The sequence below is a fragment of the Micromonospora sp. CA-248260 genome (assembly GCF_050942205.1).
Classification (GTDB): Bacteria; Actinomycetota; Actinomycetes; order Mycobacteriales; family Micromonosporaceae; genus Micromonospora; species Micromonospora antibiotica.
Map to the genome: position 1 here is coordinate 4,574,358 of NZ_CP192021.1, position 14,981 is coordinate 4,589,338.

Annotated in this window: 14 protein-coding genes; 10 read left to right on the plus strand and 4 right to left on the minus strand. The window is 72.7% G+C overall.

Annotation, left to right across the window (positions count from 1 at the left end):
• The first annotated feature begins 70 nt into the window (after nucleotides 1–70).
• Together ACQP2H_RS19655 and ACQP2H_RS19660 are read left to right on the plus strand one after the other, a co-directional pair.
• Nucleotides 71–1,396 carry an enolase C-terminal domain-like protein gene (locus tag ACQP2H_RS19655; protein ID WP_219463306.1) on the plus strand — a complete coding sequence of 442 codons (1,326 nt, stop codon included), beginning with the start codon at nucleotides 71–73 and terminating at the stop codon, nucleotides 1,394–1,396.
• Nucleotides 1,393–2,274, plus strand: a complete 882-nt coding sequence (locus ACQP2H_RS19660) for an amidohydrolase family protein (RefSeq protein WP_433228413.1) — start codon at nucleotides 1,393–1,395, stop codon at nucleotides 2,272–2,274. The genes ACQP2H_RS19655 and ACQP2H_RS19660 overlap by 4 nt, the downstream gene beginning before the upstream one ends.
• A 15-nt stretch (nucleotides 2,275–2,289) precedes the next feature.
• On the opposite strand, the gene ACQP2H_RS19665 is transcribed toward ACQP2H_RS19660, so the two are convergent.
• Nucleotides 2,290–2,985, minus strand: a complete 696-nt coding sequence (locus tag ACQP2H_RS19665; RefSeq protein WP_219463310.1) for a FadR/GntR family transcriptional regulator — start codon at nucleotides 2,983–2,985, stop codon at nucleotides 2,290–2,292.
• 173 nt (nucleotides 2,986–3,158) lie between these two features.
• Here ACQP2H_RS19665 and ACQP2H_RS19670 point away from each other — a divergent pair, with 173 nt between their 5' ends.
• From ACQP2H_RS19670 to ACQP2H_RS19705, 8 genes are all read left to right on the plus strand, one after another.
• Nucleotides 3,159–3,494 carry an L-rhamnose mutarotase gene (locus ACQP2H_RS19670; protein WP_208567559.1) on the plus strand — a complete coding sequence of 112 codons (336 nt, stop codon included), beginning with the start codon at nucleotides 3,159–3,161 and terminating at the stop codon, nucleotides 3,492–3,494.
• Nucleotides 3,491–4,516, plus strand: a complete 1,026-nt coding sequence (locus tag ACQP2H_RS19675) for a zinc-dependent alcohol dehydrogenase (protein ID WP_357537399.1) — start codon at nucleotides 3,491–3,493, stop codon at nucleotides 4,514–4,516. Before ACQP2H_RS19670 ends, ACQP2H_RS19675 begins: the two co-directional genes overlap by 4 nt.
• A gap of 118 nt (nucleotides 4,517–4,634) precedes the next feature.
• Nucleotides 4,635–4,958 carry a PadR family transcriptional regulator gene (locus tag ACQP2H_RS19680; protein ID WP_357537401.1) on the plus strand — a complete coding sequence of 108 codons (324 nt, stop codon included), beginning with the start codon at nucleotides 4,635–4,637 and terminating at the stop codon, nucleotides 4,956–4,958.
• Nucleotides 4,959–4,962: 4 nt separating this feature from the next.
• On the plus strand, nucleotides 4,963–5,499 hold the full coding sequence (locus tag ACQP2H_RS19685) for a PspC domain-containing protein (protein ID WP_433228416.1): 537 nt from the start codon (nucleotides 4,963–4,965) through the stop codon (nucleotides 5,497–5,499).
• Between the two features lie 80 nt (nucleotides 5,500–5,579).
• Nucleotides 5,580–6,362 carry a hypothetical protein gene (locus ACQP2H_RS19690; protein WP_433228418.1) on the plus strand — a complete coding sequence of 261 codons (783 nt, stop codon included), beginning with the start codon at nucleotides 5,580–5,582 and terminating at the stop codon, nucleotides 6,360–6,362.
• 57 nt (nucleotides 6,363–6,419) lie between these two features.
• Nucleotides 6,420–7,706 carry an ROK family protein gene (locus ACQP2H_RS19695; RefSeq protein ID WP_433228420.1) on the plus strand — a complete coding sequence of 429 codons (1,287 nt, stop codon included), beginning with the start codon at nucleotides 6,420–6,422 and terminating at the stop codon, nucleotides 7,704–7,706.
• Between the two features lie 17 nt (nucleotides 7,707–7,723).
• Nucleotides 7,724–8,554, plus strand: a complete 831-nt coding sequence (locus tag ACQP2H_RS19700; protein ID WP_219463316.1) for a LacI family DNA-binding transcriptional regulator — start codon at nucleotides 7,724–7,726, stop codon at nucleotides 8,552–8,554.
• A gap of 126 nt (nucleotides 8,555–8,680) precedes the next feature.
• A complete protein-coding gene (locus ACQP2H_RS19705) occupies nucleotides 8,681–10,234 on the plus strand; it encodes a cellulase family glycosylhydrolase (protein ID WP_433228421.1) in 1,554 nt (517 codons plus the stop codon).
• Between the two features lie 165 nt (nucleotides 10,235–10,399).
• On the opposite strand, the gene ACQP2H_RS19710 is transcribed toward ACQP2H_RS19705, so the two are convergent.
• The 3 genes from ACQP2H_RS19710 to ACQP2H_RS19720 all read right to left on the minus strand — a co-directional run bounded on the left by ACQP2H_RS19710 (nucleotide 10,400) and on the right by ACQP2H_RS19720 (nucleotide 14,869).
• The gene (locus tag ACQP2H_RS19710; RefSeq protein WP_433228423.1) at nucleotides 10,400–12,193 is read right to left on the minus strand and encodes a DUF1996 domain-containing protein; all 1,794 of its coding nucleotides are present in this window, start codon (nucleotides 12,191–12,193) and stop codon (nucleotides 10,400–10,402) included.
• A 253-nt stretch (nucleotides 12,194–12,446) separates the two neighbouring features.
• Complete coding sequence (locus ACQP2H_RS19715; protein ID WP_363820890.1) at nucleotides 12,447–13,823, minus strand: hypothetical protein; 1,377 nt, start codon at nucleotides 13,821–13,823, stop codon at nucleotides 12,447–12,449.
• A complete protein-coding gene (locus ACQP2H_RS19720) occupies nucleotides 13,820–14,869 on the minus strand; it encodes an NAD-dependent epimerase/dehydratase family protein (protein WP_363820893.1) in 1,050 nt (349 codons plus the stop codon). Before ACQP2H_RS19720 ends, ACQP2H_RS19715 begins: the two co-directional genes overlap by 4 nt.
• Nucleotides 14,870–14,981 lie beyond the last annotated feature (112 nt).

Genomic DNA, 14,981 nt, shown 5'->3' on the forward strand with positions numbered 1-14,981 from the left:
CCCGATCCCGCGCGCCACGCCCACGAAGCGGGCCGCAGACCCAGCACCGTTCCCCCCTCCAGGAGTTCCGTTGACTGAACGCATCACCTCGGTGGACACGATCGACGTCCGCTTCCCCACCTCCGTGCACCGCGACGGGTCGGACGCGATGAACCCGTTCCCCGACTACTCCGCCGCCTACGTCGTCCTGCGGACCTCGGCGGACGCCGAGGGGCACGGGCTGGTCTTCACGGTGGGACGCGGCACCGAGATCCAGGTCGCCGCCGTCCGGTCGCTGGCCGCGATGGTGATCGGCCAGCCGGTCGACGAGCTGGTCGCCGACCCGGGGGCCCTCGCCCGCCGGCTCGTCGGCGACAGTCAGATCCGTTGGCTCGGCCCGGCCAAGGGGGTCGTGCACATGGCCGCCGGTGGCCTGGTCAACGCGGTCTGGGACCTCGCCGCCCGGCGGGCGGGCAAGCCACTGTGGAAGCTGCTGGCCGACCTCACCCCCGAACAGCTCGTCGCCCAGGTCGACTTCCGTTACCTGCGCGACGCCCTCACCGAGGACGAGGCGCTCGCGTTGCTGCGGCGGGCGGGCGACGGTCGGGTCGAGCGGGAACAGCGGCTACTGGCCGAGGGGTATCCGGCGTACACCACCACCCCGGGGTGGTTGGGCTACGACGACGAGAAACTGGCCCGGCTCTGCGCGGAGGCGGTCCGCGACGGCTACCAGCTGATCAAGCTCAAGGTCGGCGGGGACCTGACCGACGACGTACGCCGGATGGGCATCGCCCGGCAGGCCGTCGGGCCGCAGATCCGCCTCGCCGTCGACGCCAACCAGATCTGGGGGGTGCCCGAGGCGATCGGGTGGATGCGGCAGTTGGCCGCGTACGACCCGTACTGGATCGAGGAGCCGACGTCGCCGGACGACATCCTCGGGCACGCCGCCGTACGCAAGGCGCTCAGCCCGGTCCGGGTGGCCACCGGTGAGCACGTGCACAACGCGGTGATGTTCAAGCAGCTGCTCCAGGCCGACGCCGTCGACGTGGTGCAGATCGACGCCTGCCGGGTCGCCGGGGTCAACGAGAACCTGGCGGTCCTGCTGCTCGCCGCGCACTTCGGGGTGCCGGTCTGCCCGCACGCCGGTGGGGTCGGGCTGTGTGAGCTGGTGCAGCACCTGGCGATGTTCGACTTCGTGGCGGTCAGTGGCAGCACCGACGACCGGGCCATCGAGTACGTCGACCACCTGCACGAACACTTCGTCGACCCGGTCCGGGTCACCGGCGGGCGGTACCTGGCACCCACCACCCCGGGGATGAGCGCGGAGATCCTGCCGGCCTCGCTGGCCGCGTTCCGGTTCCCGGACGGCCCGCAGTGGGTCGACGCGTCGGTGCCGGCGGAAGCGCCCATCCCATGATCATCGACGCGCACCACCACCTGTGGCGACCGGAACGCGGGTACACCTGGCTCGACGCGCCGGAACTCGCCACCATCCGGCGGCCGTTCACCCCGGCGGACCTGACCACCGAGCTGGCCGCCGCCGGGGTGGCCGGCACCGTGCTGGTCGAGGGCGGTCGCTGCCATTCCGACGAGGCGGCCGAGTTCCTCGGCTACGCCGCCGACACCGCACCGATCCTGGCGGTGGTGGCCTGGTTGGACGTCGCCGCCGACGACGTGCCCGCCACCGTCGGGCGGTACCGCCGGCTGCGCGGCGGCGAATACCTGGCCGGGGTGCGTTCACAGGTGCAGGGCGAGGCGGACCCGGACTACCTCGACCGGCCCGACGTGCGTCGCGGGCTCGCCGCGCTCGCCGCCGCCGGGCTGGCGTTCGACCTGGTGATCCGCGCCGACCAGCTCCCGGCGGCGGCACGGGCGGCCCGGGCGGTGCCGCAGCTCCGGTTCGTCCTGGACCACCTCGGCAAACCCCGGATCGACGAGGGTACGGCCGGGCTGCGGCGCTGGCGCGGCCCGCTGGCCGCGTTGGCCGCCCAACCCAACGTCACCGCCAAGCTGTCCGGCCTGGTCACCGAGGCCGGCCCGGACTGGTCACCGGACGAGCTGCGCCCCTTCGTCGAGGTGGCGGTCGCCGAGTTCGGTGCCGAGCGTCTGATGTTCGGGTCGGACTGGCCGGTATGCCTACTCAGGTCGGACTACGCCGGGGTGGGGCGGGCGTTGACCGCGGCGCTGCCCCCGCTGTCGGACCGGGAACGGCACGAGATCCTCGCCGGCACCGCCGTACGCACCTACCGGTTGGCCGACCGGGTCGCGGCGCTGCTCCCGGCGCGGCCCGCATGATCCCGGCCGGTGGGCTCACCCGTTCGCCACCTTGGCGGCCAGCACCGTCCGCAGCCATGCCTCGGAGGTGTTGACGTGCAGCAACGCACTAGCCTGCGCGAGCAGTTGGTCGCGCGAGCGCAGCGCGAGGTAGATCGCGTGGTGCTCGTCGATCGTCGTGTGCGCGGAGTTGCTCTCGATCAGCCCCCGCCACACCCGGGCCCGCAGCGTACGGCTGGACAACCCGTCCAGCAGCGAGGTGAGGGTCTCGTTGCCGGTGGTCGCGACGACGGTGTGGTGGAAGGCCGTGTCGAAGCGGATCAGCTGCTCCGCGTCGTCGGCCGCCGCCCGCATCTGCTCCAGGATGGCGCTGAGGTCGTCGAGTTGGGCGTCGGTCATCCGCAGCGCCGCCAGGCCGGTCGCCATCGGTTCCAGCAGCCGCCGCACCTCCATGACCTCCAACAGGGTGTCGTCGCGCAGCAACTCCACCGCAACCCCCAGCCCCTCCAGCAACAGCCGGGGGGCGAGGCTGGTGACGTACGTCCCGTCGCCGCGTCGTACGTCGAGCACCCGGGCCGATTCGAGGACCTTGACCGCCTCCCGGACCCCGCTGCGCGACAGGCCCATCTGTTCGGCCAGCTGCGGCTCGGGGGGCAGCCGGGCCCCCGGCGGCAGCTCACCACTCTGGACCATGCTCCGGATCTTCGCGATCGCGTCGTCGGTCAGTGCCATCCGCGTCCCCTTCTGGCCGGTCCGTCGGGCGTCGTCACGACGGTCCGTGCGCGGCAGGCGACGACAACCCACCCCAATATAGAGACATCGGATGTTTTCCCCGGCTCCGGTCACCCCCGGGTGCCGCACACCCGGCCGGCCGGAGAACGCCACCGCAACCGGAAGGGTACGACGTGCAACGCTACGGCTGGCTGATCCGGCTCCGACCGGAGCAACGCGAGACCTACCTTCGGCTGCACGCCGCCGTGTGGCCCGACGTCGAGCAGACGCTCCGCGCGGCGAACATCCGCAACTACAGCATCTTCCTGCACCACGACCTGCTGTTCGGCTACTACGAGTACGTCGGTGCCGACCACGACGCCGACCAGCGCCGCATCGCCGACGACCCCCGTACCCGGCAGTGGTGGACGTTGACCGATCCATGCCAGGAATCGCTCGCCGAACCCGGCTCGGGGCACTGGTGGGCCCCGATGCGCGAGGTCTGGCACCTGACCGAGGAGGCGTCATGAACCACAGCGCACACTACGTCGGCGACAACACCTTCGTCGTCGAGCCGACCGCGGTCGTGCCGCCCGGCCCCGGCCAGGTACGCATCGACGTCGCGTACACCGGGATCTGCGGCACCGACCTGCACATCGCGCACGGTGCGATGGACCAGCGGGTGCGGGTGCCGGCGGTGATCGGCCACGAGATGTCCGGTCGGATCGCCGAGACCGGCCCGGGGGTCGAGGGCCACCGGGTGGGCGATCCGGTGACCGTGATGCCGCTGGACTGGTGCGGCGATTGCGCCGCCTGCCGGGCCGGCCACACCCACATCTGTCACCGGCTCACCTTCGTCGGCATCGACTCCCCCGGCTCGATGCAACGGTCCTGGACGGTGCCCGCGCGGATTCTCGTGCCACTGCCCGGGGACCTGCCGCTGACCCACGCCGCCCTGATCGAGCCGACCGCGGTGGCCGTGCACGACGTACGACGCTCCCGGCTCACCGCCGGTGAACACGCGGTGGTCATCGGGGCCGGCCCGGTCGGCCTGCTCATCGGCACGGTCGCCCGGGCCACCGGTGCCGAGGTGACCGTGCTCGAACTCGACCCGCGTCGCCGCGCGCTCGCCACCGAACTCGGGCTGCGCACCGTCGACCCGGCGACGGTCGACGTCGCCCGGCACGTCCACGAGACGACCGGTGGTGCCGGGGCCGCCGTGGTCTTCGAGGTGTCGGGGTCGGCCGCCGGGGTCCGCACCGCGACCGACCTGCTCGCCGCGCGCGGTCGGCTGGTGATCGTGGCGATCCATCCCACCCCCCGGGAGGTGGACCTGCACCGGGTCTTCTGGCGTGAACTGGAGATGATCGGCGTCCGGGTCTACGAACGCGGGGACTACACCGAGGCCGTCCGGTTGGTGCACACCGGACAGGTGCCGGCCGCCCGGCTGATCACCCGGATCGTGCCGTTGGCCGAGGTGGCCGAGGCATTCGGGGCCCTGGCCACCGGCGGCGAGGTGAAGATACTGGTGGACTGCGGGGGCGTGGGCTGAACACGCACGTCGGGTAGCTGCCGTACCCGGGGTCCGGGGTACGGCGAGTTTGACCGGGCCGGGAGCCGCCGCCCGGTTCGGCGTTGCTACAGGTACCTTGTTGTGACAAGGTAGCCGCATGCATGCCGACCCCAAGCTCGTCGCGCTGCGACGCGGCCTGCTCGAACCCCTCGTCCTGGCCACCGTCGAGTCCCGGCAGCGGTACGCGGCGGAGATCCTCTCCGCACTCCAGGAAGCCCACTTCCCCACCCAGGAGGGCACGCTGTATCCGCTGCTGAGCAAGCTGCGCCGCGACGGGCTCGTGCAACACGAGTGGCGTGAGTCGCCGTCCGGCCCGCCCCGGAAGTACTTCTCCCTCACCGGGGCCGGCACGGCTCAGCTCGCCGCGTTCCGCGAGCACTGGAACGAACTCACCCACATGATCAACACGATCGGACGATGATTCCGTGGACAACCCACCCACCATCCGGCTCACCGGCCACACCACGGCCTTTCCCGCCACCGGCGACGCCCGTGCCGCCCTGCGGCGGTACCTCGACGAGGCGCACCGCGCGCTGCGCGGCGACCAGGACACCGACGAGGACGCCGACGACGTCCGAGACCTCGAAGCCGCGATCGGCGACCGCCTGGGCGCCCTCACCGGGCCGGGCCGCGCCCCGGTGACCGGTGCGCAGATGGCAGCGATCCTGGACGGGTTCGGCCCGGTCCGCCCGGCAGGTCCCCCACCACCCGCCGCCGGACAGCGCCCGCGGGGCCGGTTCTGGTGCCGGATCGACGAGGGGAAGTGGTTCGGCGGCGTCTGCCTCGGCATCGCGGCGTACGGCGACTTCCGCGTCGACTGGGTCCGCACCGTCGTGCTGCTGCTCACCCTGGTCACCGGTGGACTACTCGGCATCCCGTACCTGGTCCTGCTGCTCGTACTCCCCGCCGTCCCGACGGTCGCCGACTACCGACGCCGACGGGACGCGCCGCGCCCCGCGTGAGCCGGCGGTCCCGGCGGACGTGGCACGGCCGCCGCCGGTCGGGGCCGCGCCCGCCGGGGCGACCGTGTGATGATCGGGGGGTGCGGGTGGTGCTGGCGACCGACGCGGGACATCCCGGTCGCACCAACGAGGACTTCGCCGGTGCGGTGCCGGCCGGGCTGGTGCTGGTCGACGGCGCGGGTGGCGTTCCCGGTGCCGACAAGGTCTGCCGCCACGGCGTGGCCTGGTACGCCAACCGGCTCGGTGGTGCCCTGCTGGGCGGGTTGTCCGCGCAGCGGAGCCTGCGGGAGGTCCTGGCCGAAGGGATCGTCCAGGTCACCGACGTCCACCGGGACACCTGCGACGTCACCCACCCGAGCAGCCCGCACGCCGCCGTGGCGATGCTCCGGTTCTCCGACGACCTGGTCGAGCACCTGGTCCTCGGGGACGCGGTGGCGGTCGTCGGGCGGGCGTCCGGTGCGCCGGTCGTCGCCCATGACCCCCGCGAGGTGGTGATCGCCCGGTCCTTCGAGCGCCAGCTGGTGGGCGTCGCCGTCGGCAGCGAGGAGTACCGGCGGCTGCTCCGCGAGCTGCGGGGGCACCGCAACAAGCCGGGCGGTTTCTGGGTGGCCAAGGACGACCCGCAGGTGGTGGCCGAGGCGGTCACCGGCAACCACCCGGCGGGCGAGGTGACGCTGGCGGCGCTGCTGAGCAACGGTGCGAGCCGACTCGTGGACACCTTCGGGCTCACCGACTGGGCGGGACTGCTGCGCCTGCTGGACCACGGTCCGGCCGAGGTCATCCGACAGGTCCGGCAGGCCGAGGACCGGCACGGCGTCGCGACCGACGACGCGACGGTCATCTGCCGCAGCCGAGCCCTGTGACATCGGGATCCTTGTATACTCGGCTCGGCCGACCTAACAGCCCCTGGCAGAGAAGCAGTGAGCGGACCAGCAGCGAGCAAACCCCAGGCGAGCAGCAAGTCGGTTGTTCTCGACGCGATCCGGGCGGCCGGCACGATCAGCCGGGTCGGCCTGATCCGGGCCACCGGCTTCACCGCCCCGACCATCTCCACCCTGGTCCGCAAGCTGATCAACGAGGATCTGGTCGTCGAGACCGGGCACGCGAAGTCGACCGGGGGCAAGCGGCGGGTGCTGCTCCAGCTCAACCACGCCTCCCGCTACGCCGTCGGCGTACACCTGGACCACGGTGTCATCACGTACGCCCTGACCAACCTGGGCGGGACGGTGGTGGCCCGGATCTCCCGACCGGGTGCCGGCGCCGAAGAGCCGCAGGTGGTGGTCGCCCGGATCGCCACCGAGATCGCCGCGTTGATCGACGGGGTGGGGGTGGAACGCCTGCGGATCCTCGGCGTCGGCGTGGTGTTCCCCGGCCCGGTCGACGCCCCCCGGGGCATCGGTGGCCCGCCGGACGTGGGGCTCGCCCCCGCCATGCGGCAGTGGAACGGGTTCCCGCTGGGCCGGGCATTGGAACAGGTGGCGGGCCTGCCGGTGGTGTTGGACAACGACTCGACCGCGGCGGCGCTGGGCGAGCACTGGACGGGCGGTTTCGGCACCGCGACCTCGGCCGCCGCCCTCTACATGGGCACCGGCATCGGTGCCGGCCTGGTCATCAACGGCGTCACCTACCGGGGGCCGAGCGGCAACGTCGGTGAACTGGGCCATGTCAGTGTGTCGGCCGACGGCCCCCGGTGCTGGTGCGGCGCCCGGGGGTGCGTGGAGGCGTTGGCCGGGCCGGCGGCGGTGGTCGCCGCCGTCCGGTCGGATCCGGCGGCGACCCGGGCGGCGGGGTTGGCGGCCGGTGGCCGGCGCTCCTCGGTGGTCGCCGACTTCGCCGCGATCAGCCGCGCCGCCCGGCGGGGCGAGCCGCGCGCGCTGGCCCTGCTGGAGCGGTCGGCCCGGTACGTCGGGACGGCCGCCCGGACCCTGGCGAACCTCATGGACCTCGAGGTGCTCGTGCTGACCGGTCCCAGCCTGGCCGCCGCCGGGTCGGTGTACCTGCCCATCGTCCGGCACGAACTGCGTACCGCCTTCTCCCGGGGCACACACACCGTCGACGTGCGGCTCTCCCGGTCCGCCGCCACGGCCTCGGCCATCGGCGCCGCCGCATTGATCCTCGAATCCGAGCTCGTGCCCCTGAGCCACGGGCCGCGCCCGACGGAACACCTGGCCGAGGAGCGGACCAGGCTCACCGAATCGGCAAGCTGACTGACCGGGGGTACGCAGTGGACGACGCGTGGCGGACGAGCGCGGTGGGCCTGGTGCTCGCCCGCCCGCCCCGGCTGCTCGGCACCGAACCGTTCTTCATGGAGTTCATCGCGGGTATCGAGGAGCGGCTCGCCGGACACGGTCGGTCGGTGCTGCTGCACGTGGTCGCCCATCACGCCGCCGAGATCGCCGCGTACCGCAGGTGGGCGCAGCAGCGGCTGGTCGACGCGATCGTGCTGGTGAACCCGTCGGTGGACGACCCCCGACCGGCAGTGCTGCGGGAGTTGCGGCTGCCCGTCGTGGTAGCGGGGGAGCCGAGCCACGACACCCCGGCGGTACGGCGCGACGACGTCGGTTCGATGCGGGCGGCCCTGGCGCACCTGGTCGGGCTCGGGCATCAGCGGATAGCCCGGATCACCGGCCCCGGGACCCTGCTGCACACCCGGACCCGCACCACCGCCATGTTGGCCGCCGACGTCGACGCCGTCGTCGTGGAGGGCGACTACTCGGCGGAGTCCGGGGCCCGGTTGACCGCCCGGTTGATGACCGGGCCCGAGCCACCCACGGCGATCATCTACGACAACGACCTGATGGCGGTGGCGGGCCTGCACGCGGCCAAGGAGCTGGGCCACCGGGTCCCCCGTGACGTCAGCCTGATCGCCTGGGACGACTCCAGCCTGTGCCGGCTGGCCTCGCCGGCCCTGACCACGATGAGCCTCGACGTGCACTCGTTCGGGGAGTCGGTGGGCGAGTCGGTGCTGCGGCTGATCGACGGGGGGACGGTGCCGGAACGGTGGTGTGCGACCGAAACCGTGGTGGCCCGGGAGACGACCAGCACGCCCCGATAGGTCAGTGGTGTGGTTCACCTGGCAGTCCGTCGAAACGGCATCGATACGCTTGACTTAATGAGGCGCATAAAGAAAGCTCGCAGACGCGCTCCCATCGACGCTCCCCGCTATATCTAGGAGAGCTTCATGACACGTCGACATGCCCTGCTGGCATCGACAGCCGCCGGCACGCTGGTGGCGGCCAGCCTGACCGCGGCCACCCTGCCCGCCTCGGCCGCAGCCTCGGGCTGCGCGGTCACCTACACCGTGCAGAGCCAGTGGAACGGCGGGTTCAGCGGCAACATCGCCATCACCAACCTCGGCTCGGCCGTGGCCGGCTGGACGCTGACGTTCGACTTCCCGGACACCGACCAGCGGGTCACCCAGGGCTGGAGCGCCACCTGGTCGCAATCCGGCGCCCGGGTGTCGGCGGCCAGCCTGAGCTGGAACGGCGCGCTGAACACCGGCGCGTCCACCACGATCGGCTTCAACGGCGCGTGGAGCGGGACCAACCCCGTACCCAAGTCGTTCGCGCTCAACGGGACGGCCTGCACCGGCGTGGTCGACCCCACGACGCCCACCCCACCACCCACGACCACCCCACCGCCGCCCACCACCACGCCGCCACCCACCACTCCCCCGCCGACCACCCCGCCGCCGACGACCACCCCGCCGCCCGGCGGTGCCGCGCCGAGCCTGCGGGTCTCCGGCAACCGGCTGGTGACGGCGGCCGGCGCGACCTACCGCCTGCTCGGCGTCAACCGGGCCAGCGGCGAGTTCGCCTGCGTCCAGGGCAAGGGCATGTGGGACAGCGGCCCGGTCGACCAGGCCTCCGTCGACGCGATGAAGGCCTGGAACATCCGCGCCGTCCGGATCCCGCTCAACGAGGACTGCTGGCTGGGCCTGTCCGGCTCGCCAAGCGGCGCCACCTACCAGCAGGCGGTGAAGGCGTACGCGAACCTGCTCGTCGCCAACGGCATCAACCCGATCCTCGACCTGCACTGGACCCACGGCCAGTACACCGGCAACATCTCGGCCTGCCCCGACGTGAACGCCACCTGCCAGAAGCCGATGCCGAGCCGGCAGTACACACCCCAGTTCTGGACCGGGGTCGCCAACGCGTTCAAGGGCAACGACGCGGTGCTGTTCGACCTGTTCAACGAGCCGTACCCGGACGCCGCCAACAACTGGTCGGACATGACGGCCGCGTGGCGCTGCCTGCGTGACGGTGGCACCTGCACCGGCATCGAGTACCCGGTGGCCGGCATGCAGAGCCTGGTCGACGCGGTACGCGCCACCGGCGCCACCAACGTCCTGCTGGTCCCCGGCCTGACCTGGACCAACGACCTGACCCAGTGGCTGGCCTACAAGCCGACCGACCCGCGCAACAACATCGTGGCCTCCTGGCACTCGTACAACTTCAACGCCTGCGTCACCGAGACCTGCTGGGACACCCAGATCGCGCCGGTGGCCGCGCAGGTGCCGGTGCATGCCGGGGAGATCGGCCAGGACACCTGCGCCCACGACTACATCGACCGGTTGATGACCTGGCTGGACCGCAACCGGCTCGGCTACACCGCGTGGACCTGGAACCCGTGGGGTTGCAGCGGTGGCAACGTGCTCATCGATGACTACAGCGGCACCCCGACCAAGAGCTACGGCGAGGGCTACCGCGCGCATCTGCTCTCCGTCACGCCGTAACCGACCCCGGCCCTCCCCCGCCGGCAGCAACCCGGCGTCGGTGGTCGGTGACGTGACCGACGGAGTAACGGTGGGGGTGGGTGCGGCGACCGTTCGCCGCACCCACCCCCGTCCGCACTGCAACCCCGGATGGAAGCCTCGTGTGCAGGCTCCCACCCCGGCACGTCAGGAGCAGTTCTTGCCCTTGTTGATGCAGGTCGCGATGCGCTGCATGGTCTGCGCGGAGTTGACGTTGACGAAGTCGTTGTGGTCGGAGAACGGGTTGTGGTTCTCCTCGGGGAAGGAGTCGAGCGCGTACTGCCCCTTGACCTGCACGTCGCGGGGGATGTCGTAGCCGACGGTGATCCGCAGCTGCGGGATCGCCTGGAAGCCCTGCGGGCAGGCACCGGTGGCCTTGTCGGCGAACGCGACGTGGTTGCGGTGGTTGTCGCTGTCGATGTTCCGGCCGTCCCAGCAGCCGGGGAAGTCGTGCACCCGCTGCACCTGGCTGCCGGCGGGGCAGATCGGGTACTTGTCGGAGAGCCGGTCGGCGAAGCCCGAGCAGCTCCAGGTGGCGCGGGCGTTGGCCGGGCCACGGCTGGTGGGCTTGGCGTCGCCGGTGAGGGCCCGGAGGAACTTCGGCATCGGCACCACCTTGCTGACGGGGTTGCCCCGGTACTCGATCAGCACCTGCGCCGGGCGGACGATGCCACCGGTGTTACCGGGCAGCTCGAAGTCGGGCCCCTGCGGGTCGGGCAGCGCGGCGGGGGCGGTGGGGGCGGTGGGGGCGGTGGGTGCGGCGGTGGTGGGTGCGGTGCCCGGTGCCGAGGGTGCCCCGGGGGCCTGGTCCAGGGTGCAGGTGGCGAACGCGTCGAGACCCTGCGGACGGGCGGCCTGCCGGCCGATCGCGATGGCGATCCGGTCGAGCACGGCGATCCGCTTGGCCCGCAGCGGCCCGAGGATGGCGTTGTCGACGAAGGCCGGCCCACCCTGGCCCCGGGTGGTGACCAGGCGTTCGTTGGCCTCGGAGAGCTGCCGGTCGAGTTCGTCGAGGTTGCGGTTCACCTCGGCGAGCGCCCCGGCGGGCACGCCGGGCAGCTTGTCGCGGACCGTGGGGCACTGGATGCGCGGGTTCGCGGCCTGGGCCGCCTTGACGCTGGCGCGGTGGGCGCTGCCGGGCATCCGGGCGTGCATGTCGTCGTAGCTGATGTCGCACTCGACCAGCGAGACCAGGCCGGGCTGGTTGCCGCCGGCGGCGGTGACCGTGGTGCTGATCTGCTTGATCATCGCGGCGCGGCGTTCCCGCAACGAGTCGATGACCTCCCGGTTGAACGCGGCGTCGATGCGGCCCCGGCTGGCCGTCATCCGCTGGTTCGCGGCGGCCTGCTGGCGGTCCAGCTCGGCGAGCAGCCGGTCCACGGTGCCGCGGGCCCCGGTGGGGACGGCACGCAGCCGCTTGCCGACCGAGGGGCAGACGACCACCGGCTGGGTCTGGGCGAGGGCCTGCTGGACCTGGTTGTCGCTGCGCACGCTCTTGTCGATGCGCACCACCGGCCAGAAGTAGGACGACTTGTCACCGTTGCGGCAGGTGGTGCCGGAGGCGTCCAGGTCGGCGTTGGAGGAGTTCGCGGTGATGGCCAGGTTGCCGACGAAGTCGTGGACGTGTTCGGCGCCGTTGCGGATGCCGGGCTGGGCCACCGGGTTGTCCGGGCTGAACTTGCCGTTGCCGTTCGTGCCGCAGTCCACGGTGAACCGGCCGGTCGACCCGCCGGCAGCCGGCTGTGGATTCCGCACGTTCGGCGACACGTTCTCGATCTGCACGAACTGGTCGAGGCTGGTGGCGGCGTCTGCGGTGCCCTTGCCGCCGCTGGAGACGAAGGTGACGGTGAGCGCACCGGTGGCCGCCAGCACGACCGCGGCCAGGGCGATCCTGACCGGCCGGGTCTGGACCAGCGCGGTCCCGTTCTTTCTGCGGTTCATCGGAATCTCCTCAAAGCCGCGAACGGCTCCGGTGATGTTGCTGTCTCCACTCGGTACGGGCCGGCACCCGGTCGACGGTCAACGGTTGCCGGCCCCGTCATGGTTCGGTAAGAAGTCCCCCCGGCTCCCTCGGTGACGGCGGTGACCGGCACGCCGCTGAGCCGTTGCGCCCTCGGGCAGCCGGCAACAGCGGCCGACGACACGGTCGTCGGCCGCTGCGTCAGCGGTGTGGGGGTGGTCGCCGCCGGGTGGTCTACCAGACCGTCAGCAGCAGGTGGTTGATCGTGAGCGCCACCGCCGCCTGCGCGGCCAACCAGCCACGGCGGTCGGCGGGCGGGATCAGGGCCGCCCCCGCCATCAGCCAGACCATGAAGGGCAGCCAGATGCGTTCGACCTCGGCCTTGCTGTAGCCGGACAGGTCGGCGGCGAGGATCACCGCCGTGGCGGCCAGTGGCAGCAGCCAGCTGGCGTGCACCACCCCCGGCCGCCGGTCGGCAGTCCGCACGCCGTTCCGGTACCGCCGAGAAACGGCCCGCCACCCGGCCGGCACCGCGCGCCGTAGGATCACGGCCACCACGGGACCGGCGGCCACGACGACCACCGCGAGGTCGGCCCAGACCCAGTAGGCGTACGCCCGGTCGGAGGCGAGACCCTGGTAGTAGCGCTCGATGACGAGGTCGTAGCCGGTGGGCCACCAGAAGCCGGCGACGGTGAACGCGGCGGCGACCGGCACCGCCCCGACGAACGCCCAGCCCACGGTGCGCCAGCGTCGGCCGGCCAGCACGACGACGGCCAACGCGACCGGCGCCATCAGGACCAACCCGTAGGAGAGGTAGCAGCCGAACGCCAACAGGGCGCCACCGCCGACCGCGCCCAGCGCACGCCCCCGGATGACGCCGTACGCCAGCAGGGCCACCCCGGTGGCGGTCACCCCGGCGAACAACCCGTCGGCGGACACCCCGGACCAGACCGCCCCGGGGAACAGCACCACGAACGGCACCACCGCACGGGCCGCCTCGTCGGTACCGAGCAGCCGTACGGTGTGCGGCACGGCGACGGCGACGAGGGCCGCCACCAGGATGCACAGCACCCCGGCCCAGCCGCCGCCGGACAACCCGATCCGGTCGAGGACGACGAAGACGAGCAGGGCCCCCGGTGGGTGACCGGACACGTGGGTGGTCCAGGAGTCCGGTTGGAGGCCGAGGATCCGACCGCTGAATCCGGCCAGCATGGCGGGGATGTCGGTGACGCCCGGGACCTCGTGCAGGTACTCGTAGGTGGTGGTCAGCCGACCGGCGACGCCGCGCTGCCAGCCGTCGACCAGGGCCAGCGACAGCGTCCAGGCCACGGCGGTGGCGTAGGAGACCGCGAGCAGCCCTCGCCAGGCCAGCCGGGCGGCCAGGGCGGGCCCGCGCCACCAGACCAGCGCGGCCACCAGCAGAGCCAGCGGGGTGCCGGGGCCGACGTGCGGCAGCCACTGCGCGAACAGCGGCGCCGAGGTGGCATGCACCGGGCGTCCCCACAGGTAGAGCAGGCCGCCGGTGACGGAGGCCACCGCGAACAGGCCGAACGCGGCAGCGACGGCGATCAGGTCGGCGCGCGGCGGCCGGTGGCGCGGGGTGTCGTTCACCCGCGCAGCGGCGCGTGGGCGAACTCCGCGATCCCGTCGGCGAGTCCCACCACGGCCCGGAAGCCGAGTTCGGTCTCGGCCCGGGTGGGCGAGGCGACCACGTGCCGCACGTCGGCCAGCCGGAACTCGCCGGTGACCACCGGCGACGGCCCGCCGGCAGCTCGGGCCAGCTCCGTGGCCAACTGGCCGATGGTGGCCGGCCGGCCGGAGGCCACGTTGTACGCCCGCCAACCGGTGCCCGTACCGGTCGCGTCCAGGGCGGCGAGGTTGGCCGCCGCCACGTCACGGACGTGCACGAAGTCGCGGCGCTGGCCGCCGTCCTCGAACACCCGCGGTGCCTGCCCCGCCTCCAGCGCCGAACGGAACATCGCCGCGACCCCGCTGTACGGGGTGTCCCGGGGCATCCCCGGTCCGTAGACGTTGTGGTAGCGCAATGCCACCACGGCGCCGCCGGTCTGCCGGGCCCACGCGGCGGTGAGGTGCTCCTGGGCGACCTTGGTGGCGGCGTACCCGCTGCGGGGGTCCAGCGGGGCGTCCTCGTCGACCAGGCCCGGCGTGACGGCGACGCCGCAGCTCGGACAGGTCGCCTCGAAGCGGCCGGCGGCCAGGTCGGCGACGGTACGCGGCCCGGGGCGCACCGGGCCGTGTCCGGCGCAGGCGTAGGCGCCCTCGCCGTAGACCACCATGGAGCTGGCGAGCACCAACCGGTGCACGCCCGCCCGGGCCATCGCGGCGAGCAGGACGGCGGTGCCGAGGTCGTTGCAGCCGACGTACTCGGGCAGGTCGTCCAGGTCGACGCCGAGTCCCACCATGGCCGCCTGGTGCACCACCGCGTCGACACCGGCCAGGACCCCGGCGACGCCCGGCCCGTCGCGCACGTCGAGCCGGACGACCGGGGCGCCCGCCACCGTGTCCGGCAACGGTCGGCGGTGCGCACCGGGATGACCGCAGTCCACGATCGTCACCCGGTGGCCGGCATCGTGCAGGGCGGTCACCACGTGGGTGCCGATGAAACCGGCGCCGCCGGTCACGAGTACGTGAGTCACCCGCCGACGGTAGGGCCGGGACGCGTCGCCGTGCCCCGACCGCGACCGCCCGTCAGCGGTTCGTAAGAACTCCGTGCGCGGGTCGCGGGTGCCCCGGATTCCGTCATCAGCA

Coding starts and splice junctions, on each gene's coding strand:
- ACQP2H_RS19660 (WP_433228413.1), top strand. CDS start 1,393: ATGATCATCGACGCGCACCACCACCTGTGGCGACCGGAACGCGGGTAC.
- ACQP2H_RS19665 (WP_219463310.1), bottom strand. CDS start 2,985: ATGGCACTGACCGACGACGCGATCGCGAAGATCCGGAGCATGGTCCAG.
- ACQP2H_RS19675 (WP_357537399.1), top strand. CDS start 3,491: ATGAACCACAGCGCACACTACGTCGGCGACAACACCTTCGTCGTCGAG.
- ACQP2H_RS19680 (WP_357537401.1), top strand. CDS start 4,635: ATGCATGCCGACCCCAAGCTCGTCGCGCTGCGACGCGGCCTGCTCGAA.
- ACQP2H_RS19705 (WP_433228421.1), top strand. CDS start 8,681: ATGACACGTCGACATGCCCTGCTGGCATCGACAGCCGCCGGCACGCTG.
- ACQP2H_RS19710 (WP_433228423.1), bottom strand. CDS start 12,193: ATGAACCGCAGAAAGAACGGGACCGCGCTGGTCCAGACCCGGCCGGTC.